We start from the raw sequence: 16,005 nt of genomic DNA, 5'->3' as shown, positions 1-16,005 counted from the left end.
TTTCCTTGAGAGTCGGCAACAGATAACGCGACAGACGCATGACCTTCCTCGATTTTTCGATTTACCCGCGCGGCACCCATTCGCCGCGTAGCAGTCCCCCCCTTTGCAAAAGGGGGGTTAGGGGGGATTCGCTTTTGCTTTTGCTGGTCCACAAAGCAACAGCAAAAGCGAATCCCCCCACGTCCGCTTCGCGGCCGTTCGCCCCCTTTTCCAAAGGGGGCAAAAGCAACGGCAACAGTCCGATAGAGCAACAGCAAAATCACTCAAGCCGGATCGATCTCGATCCCGGTCAGCTCATCGAACCCGAACGCCACATTCAAATTCTGCAACGCCTGCGTCGCCGCGCCCTTGAGCAGATTGTCCAAAGTCGACACCACCACCACCCGGCGCCCGTCTTCCGACATCGTGAAGCCGCCGATATCGACATGGTGCTTGCCGGCGATCCTGCTGACCCACGGCGCCTCATCCAGCACCCGCACCATCGGTTCGCCGTCGTAATGGCGGTGATAGTGCTCGACCAGCTCCTCGCGGTCGAAACGCCGCGACAGATGCAGGTTGGAGGTGATGGTCAGCCCGCGGAAATGCGCGGCGACATGTGGCATGAACTCGACCGGATGGCCCAGGTGGCGGGTGACTTCGCGTTCGTGCATATGCCCGGTCAGCGCATACGGCATCAGGTTGTCGCGCAGTTTTTCGGGATCGTTCTTGTCCGACGGGCTGGTGCCCGCGCCCGAATAACCCGACACGCCGAAGCATTGCACCGGCCCTTCGAGCACGTTGAGCAGCGGCGCGATCGCCAACTGCATCGCACTGGCGTAGCAGCCCGGATTGCTGATCCTGCGCTGGCCGTGATAGCCGGCGCGGGTGAGTTCGGGCAGGCCGTAGTACCAGTGATCGTCGAAGCGATAGTCCGCCGACAGATCAATCAGCACCGGATCGGCGCCGGCCGCATCGAACGCGACCACGCAATCGGCGGCCTTGCCGTTGGGCAGCGCCAGCACCACCGCGTCGGCGCCCAGGCCCGGCAGTTCCTCGTGGCTCGGCGAGCTGTAGCGCAGATCGGGATTCTTGGCCGCGTACTGCGGAATGTGATCGGCCAGTTTCTGCCCGGCCAGTTCACGCGAGGACACGAACGCCAGCTTGAACCTGGGATGCGCGGCGATCAGGCGGATCAGGTCGGCGCCGACGTGTCCGCGCGCACCCACGATGCCTATGCTCTCAGCCATCTTGTCCGGCTCCATGCTGTTGCAGCTTGTACTGAAGATTACGCTTCACCGCCTGCCATTCGCCATCGATGATCGAAAACGCGACGGTGTCGCGTGGACTGCCGTCGGCGTGGCGCCGGTGGTTGCGGATGATGCCTTCCTGCTTGGCGCCCAGGCGCGCGATCGCCGCGCGCGAGGCCAGGTTGAACCAGCTGGTTTCGAAGCCAACGCTGATGCAGCCCAGTTGCTCGAAGGCATGGCTCAGCAGCAACAGCTTGGCCTGGGTATTGAGCCCAGTGCGTTGCACCCGCGGCGCATAGAAGGTGTAGCCGATCTGGACGCGCGGAACGCTTGCGTCCATATCGTAGTAACGGGTGCTGCCGACCACCTCGCCGTGCGCGTCGAGCACCGCGAACGCCCAGGCGACGCCCTTGGCCTGCATCGCCAACGCCGATTCGACATAAGCATCCACGCCGTCGGCGTCCGGCGCGTTGGTGTACCACAGCCGCGCGAGTGCGCCATCGGCCACCGCGGCACGCAGGCCGTCGGCGTGGGCGCGCGTCAACGGCTCCAGCGTGACGTGTTCACCGCTCAACCGAGGTTGTGCGTTCCAGGCGCTGTTGCCCTGCTCACTCATCTCAGTCCTCCAGGGTAGGCGCGCGGCGGCCGGAATAATCGACGCAGGCGGCGATCTCGTCGAAGCCGTCCATGCCGTACCAGAACACCTTCCACTTCTCTTGCTTGAGGCAGCCGTCGGATTCGGAGTAGTAGAACGGATTGACCGAATTGCCGTGGCGCGAACGCCAGAACACGCTCGGGTTCTGCTCGCGCATCACCTGCCACACCGCGCGCCCCAGGCCTTCGCCTTGGGCATCGTCGAGCACCGCGAACTTGTCCAGGTAGGTGCGGCCTTCGGCTTCGATCAGGATCACCGCCGCGCGATAGTTCTCGCTGACGTAGGCCTGCTTGAGCGTGGTGCGCTCGAAGTAGTCGTCGACCAGCTTGCGGCCGAACGCCGATTCGATCAGCGAACGCAGCCGCACCAGGTCCAGTTGATCCCAACGTTGCGCCTGCTGCACGCGTTCGCCACGCCGCACCAAGGTGCCCGAGCCCTTGTGGGTGAACAATTCCTTCGCCAGCTCGGCCGGCTTGGTGATCGACACCGACGAGGTCAGCGGCAATTTATCCAGCAGATCCTTGATCTGTTCGATCTTGACCCGCATGCCGCCGTTGATCCACGGCTGTTCGATCAGGTGCTCGTACTCGGTCGACAGATTGATCGAGTCGATCACCTTGCCGTTGTCGTCGAGCAGGCCGCCGGTGCCGGTCAGGAACACGATCTTGTACGGCTGCAGCACCTGCACCAGTTCGTTGGCGGCGAAATCGGCGTTGACGTTGAGGATCTGCCCGCCCGCGGTTTCTCCGAGGCTGGCGATCACCGGGATCGAACCGGCCTGCAGGCTGGCTTCGATCGGCGCGAGGTTGACCTTCTTGACCTCGCCGACCAGACCGTAGGTGTCGCGGTCCAGGTAATCGGCTTCGAATACGCCGGAGATGATCGAGGTCGCGCGGCCGTCGCCGGACTGCAGCGCTTCGACCAGCTTGAGGTTCTGCGACTGGAACACCCGACGCACGATCGCCAGGGCCTCGGGCGAGGTCACGCGCAGGCCGTTGACGGTCTGCTTGACGATGCCGGCGGCCGACAATTCCTCGTCGAGCTGCGGGCCGGCGCCGTGGATCACGATCGGGGTCAGGCCCACGTCCTGCAGGAACGCCAGCGACGAGGTCAGCGCGGCCAGATCGTCGCGCAACACCGCGCCGCCGACCTTGACCACCGCGAAACGCTTGGAATCGAGCTGCGAAAAGCGCTTGAGGTACTGCGAAATCTCCTTCGCGCTGGCCATGCTCGACAGCAGCCGCACGATGGTCTGTCGCGTCTGCAGGTGGGCATCCATCGAAACGCTCATTACCCGTTGCTCCCCATGATGCGCGCGACGCTGTCGGCGTAGCGCTGCAGTTGTTCCAGTGCGACCCATTCGTCGGCGGTGTGCGCTTGCGCGATGTCGCCGGGGCCGTACACGATCGAAGTCAGGCCGCCGGCCGAGAACAGCGAAGCCTCGGTCCAGAAGTCGACAGCGTTGCCGATCGGCAGCTCCAGCGCGTCGGCCAGATCGCGCGCTTCCAGGCGACGATGCTCGGCGTCGGCTACATTCCCGGCTGGCAGCGACAGGCCGCGGAAGGTTTCTTCGTAACGTTCGATCACCCCGGCCTCGCTGAGCGTGCCGAACAGTTCGTGCAGCGCGTCGATCGACTGCGACGGCAGCGGACGGAAACCGAAACGCACCTCGGCGCTGGACGCGATCATGTTCGCCTTGATCCCACCTTCGACCCGGCCGATGTTGAAACGCAACCCGGTCAGGCCGCCGAAGCGCTGGTGCGACTGCGATTCGACATAGTCCAGGGCCTTGCCGCCCCAGCGCATCGCCTGATGCAACGCGCTGGACTGCATCGCGTTCGCGCCGGAGGCGTGGCCGGCGACGCCGCGGAAGCGCAACTGCACCGAGCTGATGCCGCGATGCGCGAGCACCGCCTCGCACATCGTCGGTTCGGCGACGATGGCTTCGAGAAAGCCGTGCTCGGTGGCGAGAAAACCGTCGATGCAACGCGCATCGTTGGCTTCTTCGTCGGTGCTGAACAAGAACGCGGCATCGCCGCTGGTCACCGCGGCGGCGGCCAACAGCCCGGCCGCGGCGCCCTTGATGTCGCAGGCGCCCAGGCCGATCGCGCGATCGTCGGTGACGCGCAGCGTGTGCGGGTCGGCGCTCCAGGCTTCCGAGGACGGCACGGTGTCCAGATGCACGTTGAACAAGCGGCGCGGGTTGCCGCGCACGGCGAGCATCGACACCGCGCCGGCGCCGTGGTCGGTCACTTCGATGCGGAAGCCGTCGAGCTGGCTGCGCAGGTAATCGAAGATACCGCCGGTGCCGATCTCGCGCGGCGGGTTGCGGGTGTCGTAGGACACCAGGGCCTGCAGGTGGTTGAGGACGTCGGGGAGCATGAGTGGGGGGCTCGTCGTGTCTGGCGGTATGGGTTGCGGTGAGGTACGGGGGGCGCGATGGGATGGAGCGTCGGATTCCCTCTCCCGCGCGAAGCGGGAGAGGGCTAGGGTGAGGGTGCTTTTGCGGTTGCTTTATCCGACAAGCAACGGCAAAAGCGGCTTGCGCCTTCGGCGCTCGCTTCCCTCACCCCAACCCCTCTCCCGCTGCGCGGGAGAGGGGCTCGAAGCTCTGGCGGTCAATTCTTGCGGTTGATCTCCGCCCACAACGTGCTGCTCATTCCGAACAGCTTGATGAAGCCCTCGGCCTCTTCCACGCCCCAGTCCGCCGCCTGCGCGTAGGTCGCGCCCTTGGCGTTGAGGATGTGCGGCGAGCTGATCGCCACCGCGTTGACCACACCGCCGTTGGTTTCCAGCACCACTTCGCCGTTGACGGTGGACTGCGAACTGGCCAGGAAGGCTTCCAGATCGGTCTTGAGCGGATCGTGGAAGAAGCCTTCGTACACCAGCTCCACCCACTTGCGCGCGACCTCGGGCTTGAAGCGATTCTGGTGCTTGCTCAGCACCGCTTCTTCCAGCGCGCGGTGCGCGGTCAACAGCGCGAACAGGCCCGGCGCTTCATAGATGATGCGGCCCTTCAGGCCGATGGTGGTGTCGCCCGTATACAGGCCGCGACCCACGCCGTACTGCGCGAACAAGCCGTTGAGCTTGGCCAGCATCTTGTGGCCTTCGATCTTTTCGCCGTCGAGCGCGACCGCTTCGCCGTTCTCGAACTTGATCGTGACCTTGAGCGCTTCGCTCGGCCATTGCGAACGCGGCTTGCACCAGCCCACCGCGCCCTCGCCCGGCGCCTGCCAACGATCGATCTCGCCGCCAGACATGGTCAGGCCGAGCAGGTTCTCGTTAATCGTGTACGCCTTCTGCTTGGCGCGCACGCCAAAGCCGCGTTCTTCCAGGTACTTTTGCTCGTAGGCGCGAACCTCGGTGTGTTCCTTCTGGATTTCGCGGATCGGCGCGACGATGTCGTAATCGCCCAGCGCCTTGACCGCCAGGTCGAACCGCACCTGATCGTTGCCCATGCCGGTGCAGCCGTGCGCGATCACCTTGCAGCCCAGCTCGTCGGCGCGCTTGAGCGCGGCCTCGACGATCAGGTAACGGTCCGACACCAGCAGCGGATACTGGCCCTGATAGCCTTCGCCGGCCCAGACGAAGGGCTTGACGAAGCCCGACCAGATCGCCGGACCGCCGTCGACGGTGACGTGGCTGGCGACGCCGAGCTCGGCCGCGCGCTGTTCGATGAAGTCGCGTTCTTCCGCGTCCACGCCGCCGGTGTCGGCGAACACGGTATGCACGGCCCAGCCGCGCTCTTGCAGGTAAGGCACGCAGAAGCTGGTGTCGAGGCCGCCGGAGAAGGCTAGGACGATGTCTTTGGAGCCGGGATTCGGGATTTGGGATTCGGGATTTGTGGAAGCGGATTGCTGCGACATGGGGAGGTGTCTCGTATTGAAGATGGTGTCTTGATGATGATCTGGACAGTGGGATGCGCTTTACGAATCCCTAATCCCGAATCCCTAATCCCGGCCGCCCACCAGGGCGGCCATGATCGCCTTCTGCACATGCAGGCGGTTCTCGGCCTCGTCGATGGCGATGCACTGCGGCGAGTCCATCACGCCGTCGGTGGCCTTGACGTTGCGGCGCAGCGGCAGGCAGTGGCTGAAGACGCCGTTGTTGGTCAGCGCCATCTTGGCTTCGTCGACGATGAAGTGCTGGTACTGATCGCGGATCGGCTTTTCCGGGCCCCAGTTGCCGAAATACGGCAACGCGCCCCAGCTCTTGGCGTAGACCACGTCGGCGCCGGCGTAGGCGCTTTCGATGTCGTGGCTAACCTTGAGCGAACCGCCGCTCTCGGCGACGTTCTGTTCGGCCCAGCCCATGTAGCGCTCATCGAGGATGTACTCGGGCGTCGGGCACAGCAGCGTCACATCCATGCCCATGCGCGTGGCGATGGTCAGCGCCGAATTGGCGACCGCGGTGTTGAGCGGCTTGGGGTGGTAGGTCCAGGTCAGCACGTACTTCTTGCCGCGCAGATCGCTGGTGCCGAAGTGCTCCTGCAGGGCCAGCGCATGCGCCAGTTCCTGACACGGATGGGTGATGGTCTCCATGTTGATGACCGGCACCGGCGAATACTTGGCGAAGCTGGCGAGCACCTTGTCCTGGCGGTCGTTGGCCCAGTCGACGAACTTCGGGAACGCGCGCACGCCGATCAGGTCGACGTAGCGGCCGAGCACCCGCGCCACTTCGGCGATGTGCTCCTCGGTGTCGCCGTCCATCACCGTGCCCAGCTCGAACTCGATCGGCCACGCGTCCTTGCCCGGCTGCAGCACCACCGCATGCCCGCCAAGCTGGAACGCGCCCAGTTCGAAGCTGGTGCGGGTGCGCATCGACGGGTTGAAGAACACCAGCGCGATCGACTTGCCTTTCAACTGGTCGCCGAGCTTGTTGCGCTTGAACGCGGCGGCCTGCGCCAGCAGCGCGTCGAGGTCGGCGCGCGACCAGTCTTGGGTGTTGAGGAAGTGTTTAGGCATGTCCGGGATTCGAGATTGGGGATTAGGGATACGCAACAGCGTTGGAACGCGAGGGTGGGAAGCGCGATGGACGATCAAGAGTCGTAGTGCTGCTTTACGAATCTCGAATCCCCAATCCCGAATCCCGGCGGTAAAAACAAAAAAGCCCAGCGCTAGGCTGGGCTTTTCGTGTGTGCGGCTTGTTACACGAACGACGGCGCGGGCCGTCACCCAGCTGATTGGCAGGGCAACGGTCGACGAGCACGCGAGGTCATTCCCGCCGCCATGTAGGCAGAGGTCAGCACGTCGGCGTCGGCGTAGTTCGGGTTCATGAGGCCGCGAATGCTCGCATGGGTGGGGGCACGGCGCAAGCCGCAAAATCGGGAAACGCGACCTGGGCCGGGGGCCGAGCGCGGCTGAGCGCTCAACGCGAGGTGCTGATCGGGGTGATCACCGGGGTCACCGCAACCCGGACCTTGAGCTTGTTGCCCGGGTCCTCGGGCAGGCGCGAGCGGAACCGGCTGCCCTTGTAGACATAGTCCACGTCGTAGGCGATCGGGCGGCGGAATTCGCGCTCCACCGGCACCGGCTTACAGTTTTCGCCGGTGCTGGGCTTGGGATCGCGCTCGCGGCCCAGGGCCTCGCGCACCGCGCCGACCACCCGCGACAGTCGCGAATCGGCCTTGTCGGCCGGCTCGGGTTCGCACTGTTGCTCGACCGTGGTCGCGCGCAGGGTCTGGTAGATCGGGGTCACCCGCAGCACCTGGGCGTAGTCGAACCGCACGTTCTCGGCCTGCAGCACGGTGGTGTGCTGCTGCGCCGCCGCCGGCACCGTCCACAGCGAGGCCGCGGCGCTGACCAGCACCAGGATCGAGACCTGCAGGACGGTTCGGTTCATCGGGCTCGCGGAGTGGATTCGTGAATAAAGTGTAAGAGCAGTGTCCGCTAATGGCCTGAATCCCGCCTTTAGACCCTGTCCGTCCGGGCCTTGCAAGCACCTCGATCGTGGGTGATTGCGACCGCGCGCTCGGCTTTCGCGCGCGCTTGCGCGGCTTGTTCCCGCCGCGGCCCGGGCCTCGATCGGAGTTTGAGCCTTGCCGGCGATGGCGAATCGGCGGCCGCATTGCGCGGATCGGCCGTCGCGGCCGCTCGATCGCGGACGCGGGCCCGCGCGGCCCGCTAGAATGAACCCGACCCCAAGCCGCCTATCCATGAGCCTGCATCTCTATAACAGCCTGTCGCGACAGGTCGAAGCCTTCGTCCCGCTGGATCCGGCACGTCCGACGATGTATGTCTGCGGCCCCACGGTCTACAACTACGTGCATATCGGCAACGCGCGCGGCCCGGTGGTGTTCGGCGTGCTCGCCGACCTGCTGCGGCGACGTTATGGCGCCCTGGCTTACGCGCGCAACATCACCGACGTGGACGACAAGATCAATGCCGCGGCGGCCGAACAGGGGGTGCCGATCGCGGCGATCACCGACCGCTTCGCCGCCGCCTACCGCGAGGACATGGCGGCGCTCGGCGTGCGCGCGCCCGACCTGGAACCGACCGCGACCGGCCACATCGGCCAGATCGTGGCGATGATCGAGCGTTTGATCGACAGCGGTCACGCCTACGAAGCCGCCAACCACGTCCTGTTTTCGATCGGCAGCTACGCCGACTACGGCAAGCTCTCGCGCCGCGACATCGACGACATGCGCGCCGGCGCGCGGGTCGAGGTCGCGCCGTACAAGCGCGATCCGGGCGACTTCGTGCTGTGGAAACCCTCCACCGGCGACCTGCCGGGCTGGGACTCGCCGTGGGGCCGCGGCCGCCCGGGCTGGCACATCGAATGCTCGGCGATGGCCGCCGCGCACCTGGGCGAAACCATCGACATCCATGCTGGCGGCGTCGACCTGCAGTTCCCGCACCACGAGAACGAGATCGCGCAGAGCGAATGCGCGCACGGCGGCAAGGTGTTCGCGCGCTGGTGGCTGCACAACGGCATGCTCAACTTCGACGGCGGCAAGATGTCGAAGTCGATCGGCAACATCCAGAAGGTCCACGACCTGGTCGCCGAGCATTCGCCCGAAGCTTTGCGCTATGCGCTGCTGTCGGCGCATTACCGGCAGCCGCTGGAGTGGTCTGACGGGTTGATCGAGCAGAGCAAGCGCACGCTGGAACGGCTGTACGGCACGCTGCGCGATCTGGCGAGCGTGGATGCGGGCGCGATCTCGATCCCCGACAGTGTCGAATCCGCGCTCGAGGACGACCTCAACACGCCGCGTGCGCTGGCCGAGCTGGCGCGCATCGCCGGCGAAGCGCGCAAAGCGACCGATCCAGCCGAGCAGGCGCGGCTCAAGAACGAATTGATTGGCGCCGGTCTGGCCCTAGGCCTGTTGCAGCAAGACCCCGCCGCCTGGTTCGCCGGCGCCAGCGAAGACGGCGACGACGCGCGCATCCAGGCCCTGGTCGACGAACGCAATCAGGCCAAGAAAGACCGCGACTTCGCCCGCGCCGACGCGATCCGCCAGCAACTCGCCGACGAAGGCATCCTGCTGGAAGACACGCCGGCCGGTGTGCGCTGGAAGCGTTCGCGATGAGCGAGGTCACGATCATCTCGCCGTTCCCGATCGAAGCCAGCGCCGCCGAAGCCCAGGCCGCGATCCGCGAGGAATTCGCGTTCTTCGGCGACTGGTCCGAGCGCTATCAGTACCTGATCGACCTCGGCCGAAAATTGCCTGACCTGCCCGAGGAGTGGAAGACCGAGGAGCATCGCCTGCTCGGCTGTCAGTCGATGGTCTGGATCGTGGTCGAAGGCGACGCCGAGCGGCTGACCTTCCACGCGATCAGCGATTCGGCCATCGTCTCGGGCCTGATCTACCTGGCCTTGCGCGTGTATTCGGGCCGCAGCGCGACCGAGATCGTCGCCAGCCCGGCCGACTACATCGCCGACATCGGCCTGGCCAAGCACCTGTCGCCGACCCGCAGCAACGGCCTGGCCTCGCTGCTGGCCTTCATTCGCGAGCAAGCGCAGCGCCGGCTGTGAGCAACGACGGCGCCAGCGAAACCGGCACCAACGGCACGATCGCCGCCAACCCACCACCGATCAGCGCCCTGCGCCTGCTGCGCAACCCCGGCTTCGCCGGGCTGCTGGTGTACCGATTGCTGGCGATGCTGTCGTACCAGATCGTCGCGGTCACGGTCGGCTGGCACATCTACGAACTGACCCGCGACCCGTTCGCGCTGGGCCTGATCGGCCTGACCGAGGTCATTCCGTATTTCTGTTTCGCCCTGTTCGCCGGCTATGCAGTCGATCACCTGCCGCGGCGCAAGCTCGGCATGTTCGCCTGCAACGGCTTGCTGGTGACGACGCTGGTGCTGGCCGGCGTCGCCAGCGGCGTGTTGCCCACCGGCGGCTTCGGCTTCGACACCTTGACCATCTACGTGGCGATCGCGGTCAACGGCGTGGTCCGTGCGTTCCTGTCGCCGGTGTACATGTCGCTGTTCGCGCGGGTGCTCAAGCGCGAGCATTTCGCGCGCGGCGCCGGGGTCAGCAGCGTGGTCATGCAGACCGGGCTGGTGCTGGGGCCGGCGCTGGGCGGCGCGCTGATCGCCTGGGGCGGCAAGACTTCGGCCTATCTGGTCGCGGCCGGGTTCGCGCTGGCCGCGGCGATCGCGATCATCACCCTGCGGGTCAGCGAGCCGGCGCCGCAGGCCGAGCGCGCACCGGTGTTCAAGAGCATCGGCGAAGGCCTGCGCTTCGTGTTCAACAATCAGGTCGTACTCGGCGCGCAGGCGCTGGACATGTTCTCGGTGCTGTTCGGCGGCGCGGTCGCGCTGCTGCCGGCGTTCATCCACGACGTCCTGCATTACGGGCCCGAAGCGCTCGGCGTGCTGCGCGCGGCGCCGGCCGCGGGCGCGGTGCTGATGGGCCTGTGGCTTGCGCGGCGGCCGCCGCAGAAGAACGCCGGCCGCCTGCTGCTGTACGCGGTGGCCGGGTTCGGCCTGTGCATCATCGGCTTCGCCCTGTCTCGCGATTTCTGGCTGTCGGCAGCGATGCTGATGCTGTCGGGCATGTGCGACGGCGTGTCGGTAGTGCTGCGCTCGACCATCCTGCAACTGTCCACGCCCGACGAGATGCGCGGGCGGGTGTCGTCGATCAACGGCATCTTCATCGGTTCGTCGAATGAGCTTGGCGCGTTCGAATCGGGCCTGGCGGCCAGGCTGATGGGCTTGGTGCCGTCGGTGATCTTCGGCGGCTGCATGACCTTGGCCGTGGTCGGCGCGACCGCGAAACTCGCGCCGAAGCTGCGACGGCTGGATTTGCGCGATTTGCAGTAGCGGTGCGGGCGCGGGTTCGATTCGGGCGGTCGCTGCGCGCCGATCCGCGCGCGATCTTCAACTTGCTCGCCGCCCGCATCGACTCGCGTGGGCCGCGTCGCCGGCCCACGACTCAGTCGCTGCGCAACCTGACGCGTTCATCGTTCGACGCCCGCTTCGGCGCGACCGGTTTGCGCGCGGCCGCGGCGATCGCGCCGATCAGGGCCAGCGCGGCATTGAACGCGCCCGCGGCGACCGATACCAGCGCATCGCCCTGGGTGTTGCCGAAGCTGCGTTCGAACTGACTCGCCTCCCAGCACAGCACGCCGATCAGCGGCGAGGCGATCAATCCGCTCAGCAGCACGAACATCGCCGCGCCGGCGAAACGGGTGTAGCCGCGCGACAACCGCCACAGGCCGAAGTTGAGGCCGATCGCCAGGATCGGGATGAGGAGCAGCAGGAAGCCTTCCATGGTGGGTTCGCGCGAGAGGGGTGTGGCTACGCTATAGGGCGGGCGGGCAGAAGCAAATCCCCCCCTGCCCCCCCTTTTGCAAAGGGGGGGGGGATTTCGGCCGGTTCAACCAGGGGCTTGAAGTCAGCGATTTCTGGGTTGATTCGCGCTGGCTTCGGTTCGGATGCGGGCTTCGCCCAAGACCTAGGTTGGCGCCCGACACTGCACTGCTTGTCTTCCCCCTTTGTAAAAGGGGGACCGAGGGGGATTCGCTTTTCGCCTTTCGCTCACCCCAGCAAACAAAAAAGCCCCGCTTGCGCGGGGCTCTCATAGGCATCGATCCGGATTACGAACCGAAGCGAGGGATCAATCGCCCATCTGCTTCTGCAAATGCTCCCAACGCTCCTGCGCGTCGATGGTGCGTTCGGCGGTCAGGCGCGCTTCCAGGCGCTCCAGGCCGATTTCTTCGCCGGTGTCGACGCAGAAACCGTAATCGCCCGAATCCACCCGCTTGAGCGTGCTGTCGATCTTGCTGATCAGCTTGCGATAGCGGTCGCGGGTACGCAGTTCGAGCGAGTTCTCCGTCTCACGCGTCGCGCGTTCGGCTTCGTCGCCGACGTCGCGCACTTCGTCCTTGAGGTTCTCGATGGTCTGCTTGGATTCCTCGACCAGGTCGGTACGCCATTGCAGCAGGCGTTGACGGAAGTACTCGAGCTGCAACGGGCTCATGTACTCCTCGTCCGAGGTCGGCTTGTAACCGTCCGGCACGATCGGACGACCGGTCGCGGGATCGTTCTTGTAGGCCACGACCTTGACCTTGGTCTTGGGCGCGGGCGTCTGCTGGGTCTTGGCCGTAATGGCCACGGCGACCTTGCCGGCCGGGCGCGTGGCCGGGGCGGGGGTCGTTGTCGCGGGCTTGGCCGCGGGTGTCTTGCTGGATACTGGTTGGGTCACTGTGTTCTTGCTTTGGTCGGAGATGATGCTGTCGGCCGGTCCCGTCGAAGCCGCCTTGGCGGGCTTGGGCGGGGCGGGCTGTTTGTCGGCAGGCTTGGCTGCGGGCTTCACAGCTTCGGGCTTTTTCACTTCAACTTTTTTAAGCTCGGGCTTCTTTGTTCCGCTGGCCTTGCTCGCCGTGGGTTTGTTCGCTGTCGCCGGCTTGGACGGCGCGGGCGGCGCCTTCTTCGCCGCGGGCGCCGCTGGCTTCTTCGCCGCTGGCGCCGCCGCCGGTTTCTTCACCGCGGCCGCCTTGGCGGGCGCCGGGGTGACTTTCTTTGCCGCCGGCGCCGGCTTGGCCGCCTTGCTCGCTGTGGCCTTGCTGGCGGGGGCCGGCTTGGCCGCCACCTTCTTCGCCACCGGCTTCTTGGAGACAACCTTCTTCGACGCGGGCTTGGCCGCAGGCGTGGCCGCCTTCTTCGCAGCCGGCTTGGCGGTCTTCTTGGCGGCCTTGGCGGCCTTCTTCGCAGGTTTTTTCACTGCCACGAGCGGCTTGTCCTTCTATTCCCTGAGGGCGCCTCCGGATGCGATCCGGAAGCATCGCGGGTCAAGCATGACCCACCCGGCCATCAAATGCACATGCGTTCGATGACCGCAAGTGAAATCCGGCCGATCGCCGGTTTTCGCCCGGTCCGCGCAGCACGGCAGCTTGGCTTCCAAGCCGCCGCGGACCTTCGTCTTGCACTTGCCTTGTTTGGGGAAAGCGCGCTGTTATACCCTGCTGCGACACCTGCGGCAACCACACCGACAACCGGCCGATCGCGGCGTAAAATAGCGGCTGCAACGGGGCTTGCGACATTGAGTCCCCGCATCCGTCACTACCGATGCCGGCATTAAGGAAACGTGATCGACCGCCTGCTCATCGCCCTGCTTCGCGGCTACAAACGCTGGATCAGCCCGCTGCTCGGCCAACGTTGCCGCTTCCATCCGAGCTGTTCGGCTTATTCGATGGAGGCGATCGGGCGCTTTGGCGCGCTCAAGGGCAGCTGGCTCACGCTCAAGCGACTGGGCCGCTGCCATCCTCTGCATCCGGGCGGCTTTGATCCGGTGCCGCCGCTCGATCCATCCTCCGACCCGCCCTCCTCCGAGCCTGGAAACCACTCATGTCATCGACACTGATCGTCAACGCCCGCCTGGTCAACGAGGGGCGCGAATACGACGGCGACCTGCGCATCGAGGACGGCCGCATCGGCCAGATCGGCGCCGGCCTGTCCGCGCGCGGCGGCGAAACCGTGGTCGACGCGCGCGGCCGCCGGTTGCTGCCGGGGATGATCGACGACCAGGTGCATTTCCGCGAACCGGGCCTGGAGTACAAGGCCGACATGGCCACCGAGTCGGCCGCGGCGGTGGCCGGCGGCCTGACCACGTTCATGGACATGCCCAACACCAGCCCGCCGACGCTCGACGCCGCCGCGCTGGAAGACAAGTACCGCCGCGCGAGCGGACGAGCCTGGGGCAACTTCGGCTTCTACCTGGGCGCCAGCAACGACAACCTCGCCGCGATCCAGTCGCTGGACCCGCGCACCGCGCCGGGCGTTAAGGTGTTCATGGGCGCCTCGACCGGCAACATGCTGGTCGACGATCCGGTCACCCTCGACGCGATCTTCCGCGACGTGCCCACGCCGATCATCACCCATTGCGAAGACACGCCGATGATCGACGCCGAACTCGCCGTGTACAAGGCGAAGTACGGCGACGACATCCCGGCGCGCTTCCATCCCGACATCCGCTCGCGCGAGGCCTGCAAGAAATCCACCGAACTGGCGATCTCGCTGGCGCGCAGGCACAACACCCGCCTGCACGTGCTGCACATCAGCACCGCCGACGAACTGGCCTTGTTCCAGGCCGGCCCGATCGAAGGCAAGCGCATCACCGCCGAGACCTGCATCCACTTCCTGCGCTTCGATCGCGAGGATTACGAAACCCTCGGCCATCTGATCAAGTGCAACCCGGCGATCAAGGACCCGGCCGACCGCGAGGCGCTGATCCGCGCGGTCGCCGAAGACGTGATCGACGTGCTCGCCACCGACCACGCGCCGCATACCCTGGAAGAAAAGGCCCGCCCCTACACCTCGGCGCCGAGCGGCCTGCCGCTGGTGCAGTTCGCGCTCAATGCCGCGCTGGAACTGGTCCACGAAGGCCGTCTGACCACCGCCCAGGTGGTCGACAAGTTCGCGCACGCGCCGGCCAAGCTGTTCGAAGTGGAAAACCGCGGCTTCCTGCGCGAAGGTTATGCCGCCGACCTGGTGTTGATCGACGACACGCCGTACACCGTGCAACGCGAGGACGTGCTGTCCAAGTGCGGCTGGTCGCCGTTCGAAGGCCGCACCTTCCACAGCCGCATCGCCTCGACCTGGGTCAACGGCGTACTGGCCTGGGACGGCATGTCGCTGGTCGGCGCGCCCAACGGACAGCGATTGGCGTTTGCTCGATGAGGTTGGGTTTTACCGCGCTCGCGGCGCTGGCCGCGACGGTGCTGCTGTCGCCGGTCCATCCCGTGTTTGCTCAGGCATCGTCGCCGCTCGCGGCGCCCGCGCCGGCCGATGCGCGAATCGTGTTTCCTTCGGCGGTATCGCAAGGCGGGCTAGTGATCGGCAAGGTGCCGCCCGGCAGCGTGGTGCGTTACGGCGAACGCCAGCTGCGCACTACCGCTTACGGCACCGTCGTGTTCGGCGTGGGTCGCGATGCGACGGGGCCGCTGAGCGTGCAGGTCGAGATCGTGCCGGGCCGCGCGCAGACCGCGAGCATCGCGGTGACCAAACGCGACTTCCCGACCGAATACATCAACGGCGTGCCGCCCAAAACGGTCAATCCGCCGCCGGAGATCGCCGCGCGGATCGAGCGCGAACAGGCGCAGGTGGTGGCCGCGCGCGCGCGCGACGACGACCGCGCCGATTTCGCCCAGGCCTTCATCTGGCCGGTGCAGGGCCGCATCAGCGGCCGCTTCGGCAATCAGCGCGTCTACAACGGCCAGAAAGGCTCGGGCCATTCGGGCATGGACATCGCCGCGCCCACCGGCACCGCGATCAAGGCCCCGGCCGCGGGCGTGATCACCTTCGTCGGGCCAGATCTGTACCTGACCGGCGGCACGGTGTTGCTTGATCACGGCCACGGCGTGAGTTCGAATTTTCTGCACATGTCGCGGATCGACGTGAAGGTCGGCGAACGGGTGACGCAGGGCCAGGTGATCGGCGCGGTAGGCGCGACCGGCCGCGCGACCGGGCCGCATCTGCATTGGGGTATGAACTGGTTCGATGTGCGGATCGATCCGCTGCTGATGCTGGAACGTGCGCAGGCGACGCAGGCGGGCAAGACCTCGCCTTGAGTTGCTGTGTCGGCGAATCGCCGCGGTCGCAATGACGCCGCGACTTCGCGTTTACGCGGACGATTGAAGTTGCTTGCCGGCGCTGAAACCCGTCGCGAAAAACCACA

The 16,005-nt window shown here is 66.1% G+C and carries 15 protein-coding genes; 6 read left to right on the top strand and 9 right to left on the bottom strand.

Translation table 11 applies throughout. From position 1 onward, the window contains the following. Positions 1-263: 263 nt before the first annotated feature. From argC to ASD86_RS14775, 7 genes are all read right to left on the bottom strand, one after another. Positions 264-1,226, bottom strand: coding sequence for an N-acetyl-gamma-glutamyl-phosphate reductase (gene argC / locus ASD86_RS14805; protein WP_056112781.1), 963 nt, complete (start codon positions 1,224-1,226; stop codon positions 264-266). Further along, complete coding sequence (locus ASD86_RS14800) at positions 1,219-1,842, bottom strand: GNAT family N-acetyltransferase (RefSeq protein ID WP_056111851.1); 624 nt, start codon at positions 1,840-1,842, stop codon at positions 1,219-1,221. The genes argC and ASD86_RS14800 overlap by 8 nt, the downstream gene beginning before the upstream one ends. A 1-nt stretch (position 1,843) precedes the next feature. Then, positions 1,844-3,172, bottom strand: coding sequence for an acetylglutamate kinase (locus ASD86_RS14795; protein ID WP_056111848.1), 1,329 nt, complete (start codon positions 3,170-3,172; stop codon positions 1,844-1,846). Further along, positions 3,172-4,263 (bottom strand): acetylornithine deacetylase, encoded by a 1,092-nt coding sequence (locus ASD86_RS14790; protein WP_056111846.1) that lies wholly within the window; start codon positions 4,261-4,263, stop codon positions 3,172-3,174. The genes ASD86_RS14795 and ASD86_RS14790 overlap by 1 nt, the downstream gene beginning before the upstream one ends. Before the next feature lie 236 nt (positions 4,264-4,499). Continuing rightward, a complete protein-coding gene (locus tag ASD86_RS14785; RefSeq protein WP_056111843.1) occupies positions 4,500-5,747 on the bottom strand; it encodes an argininosuccinate synthase in 1,248 nt (415 codons plus the stop codon). An 84-nt stretch (positions 5,748-5,831) separates the two neighbouring features. Further along, positions 5,832-6,845: an N-acetylornithine carbamoyltransferase gene (locus ASD86_RS14780; protein ID WP_056111840.1), complete on the bottom strand. Its 1,014-nt coding sequence runs from the start codon at positions 6,843-6,845 to the stop codon at positions 5,832-5,834. 403 nt (positions 6,846-7,248) lie between these two features. Next, complete coding sequence (locus ASD86_RS14775; protein WP_082578359.1) at positions 7,249-7,722, bottom strand: hypothetical protein; 474 nt, start codon at positions 7,720-7,722, stop codon at positions 7,249-7,251. Between the two features lie 313 nt (positions 7,723-8,035). Here ASD86_RS14775 and cysS point away from each other — a divergent pair, with 313 nt between their 5' ends. The 3 genes from cysS to ASD86_RS14760 are packed head-to-tail and all read left to right on the top strand — an operon-like array spanning position 8,036 to position 11,150. Further along, complete coding sequence (gene cysS, locus ASD86_RS14770) at positions 8,036-9,409, top strand: cysteine--tRNA ligase (protein ID WP_056111836.1); 1,374 nt, start codon at positions 8,036-8,038, stop codon at positions 9,407-9,409. After that, positions 9,406-9,855 carry a SufE family protein gene (locus ASD86_RS14765; RefSeq protein ID WP_056111833.1) on the top strand — a complete coding sequence of 150 codons (450 nt, stop codon included), beginning with the start codon at positions 9,406-9,408 and terminating at the stop codon, positions 9,853-9,855. The genes cysS and ASD86_RS14765 overlap by 4 nt, the downstream gene beginning before the upstream one ends. A 38-nt stretch (positions 9,856-9,893) precedes the next feature. Further along, the gene (locus ASD86_RS14760) at positions 9,894-11,150 is read left to right on the top strand and encodes an MFS transporter (protein WP_056112773.1); all 1,257 of its coding nucleotides are present in this window, start codon (positions 9,894-9,896) and stop codon (positions 11,148-11,150) included. Positions 11,151-11,262: 112 nt separating this feature from the next. On the opposite strand, the gene ASD86_RS14755 is transcribed toward ASD86_RS14760, so the two are convergent. Further along, the gene (locus ASD86_RS14755) at positions 11,263-11,601 is read right to left on the bottom strand and encodes a hypothetical protein (RefSeq protein ID WP_056111830.1); all 339 of its coding nucleotides are present in this window, start codon (positions 11,599-11,601) and stop codon (positions 11,263-11,265) included. Positions 11,602-11,946: 345 nt separating this feature from the next. Next, positions 11,947-13,059, bottom strand: coding sequence for an RNA polymerase-binding protein DksA (gene dksA / locus ASD86_RS26005; RefSeq protein WP_082578358.1), 1,113 nt, complete (start codon positions 13,057-13,059; stop codon positions 11,947-11,949). A gap of 357 nt (positions 13,060-13,416) precedes the next feature. Between dksA and yidD the strand changes: the two genes are divergently transcribed. From yidD to ASD86_RS14730, 3 genes are read left to right on the top strand one after another with little or no spacing between them, the layout of a single operon-like run. Beyond that, positions 13,417-13,692 (top strand): membrane protein insertion efficiency factor YidD, encoded by a 276-nt coding sequence (gene yidD / locus ASD86_RS14740; RefSeq protein WP_056111825.1) that lies wholly within the window; start codon positions 13,417-13,419, stop codon positions 13,690-13,692. Continuing rightward, a complete protein-coding gene (locus ASD86_RS14735) occupies positions 13,677-15,008 on the top strand; it encodes a dihydroorotase (RefSeq protein ID WP_056111821.1) in 1,332 nt (443 codons plus the stop codon). The genes yidD and ASD86_RS14735 overlap by 16 nt, the downstream gene beginning before the upstream one ends. Continuing rightward, complete coding sequence (locus ASD86_RS14730; protein WP_056111818.1) at positions 15,005-15,898, top strand: M23 family metallopeptidase; 894 nt, start codon at positions 15,005-15,007, stop codon at positions 15,896-15,898. The genes ASD86_RS14735 and ASD86_RS14730 overlap by 4 nt, the downstream gene beginning before the upstream one ends. The last annotated feature ends 107 nt before the right edge of the window (positions 15,899-16,005 follow it).

The organism is Lysobacter sp. Root690, assembly GCF_001427785.1.
Taxonomy (GTDB): Bacteria; Pseudomonadota; Gammaproteobacteria; order Xanthomonadales; family Xanthomonadaceae; genus Lysobacter.
Note: the sequence above shows the minus strand (reverse complement) of the source record. Positions and strands in the feature narration are given on the sequence as shown.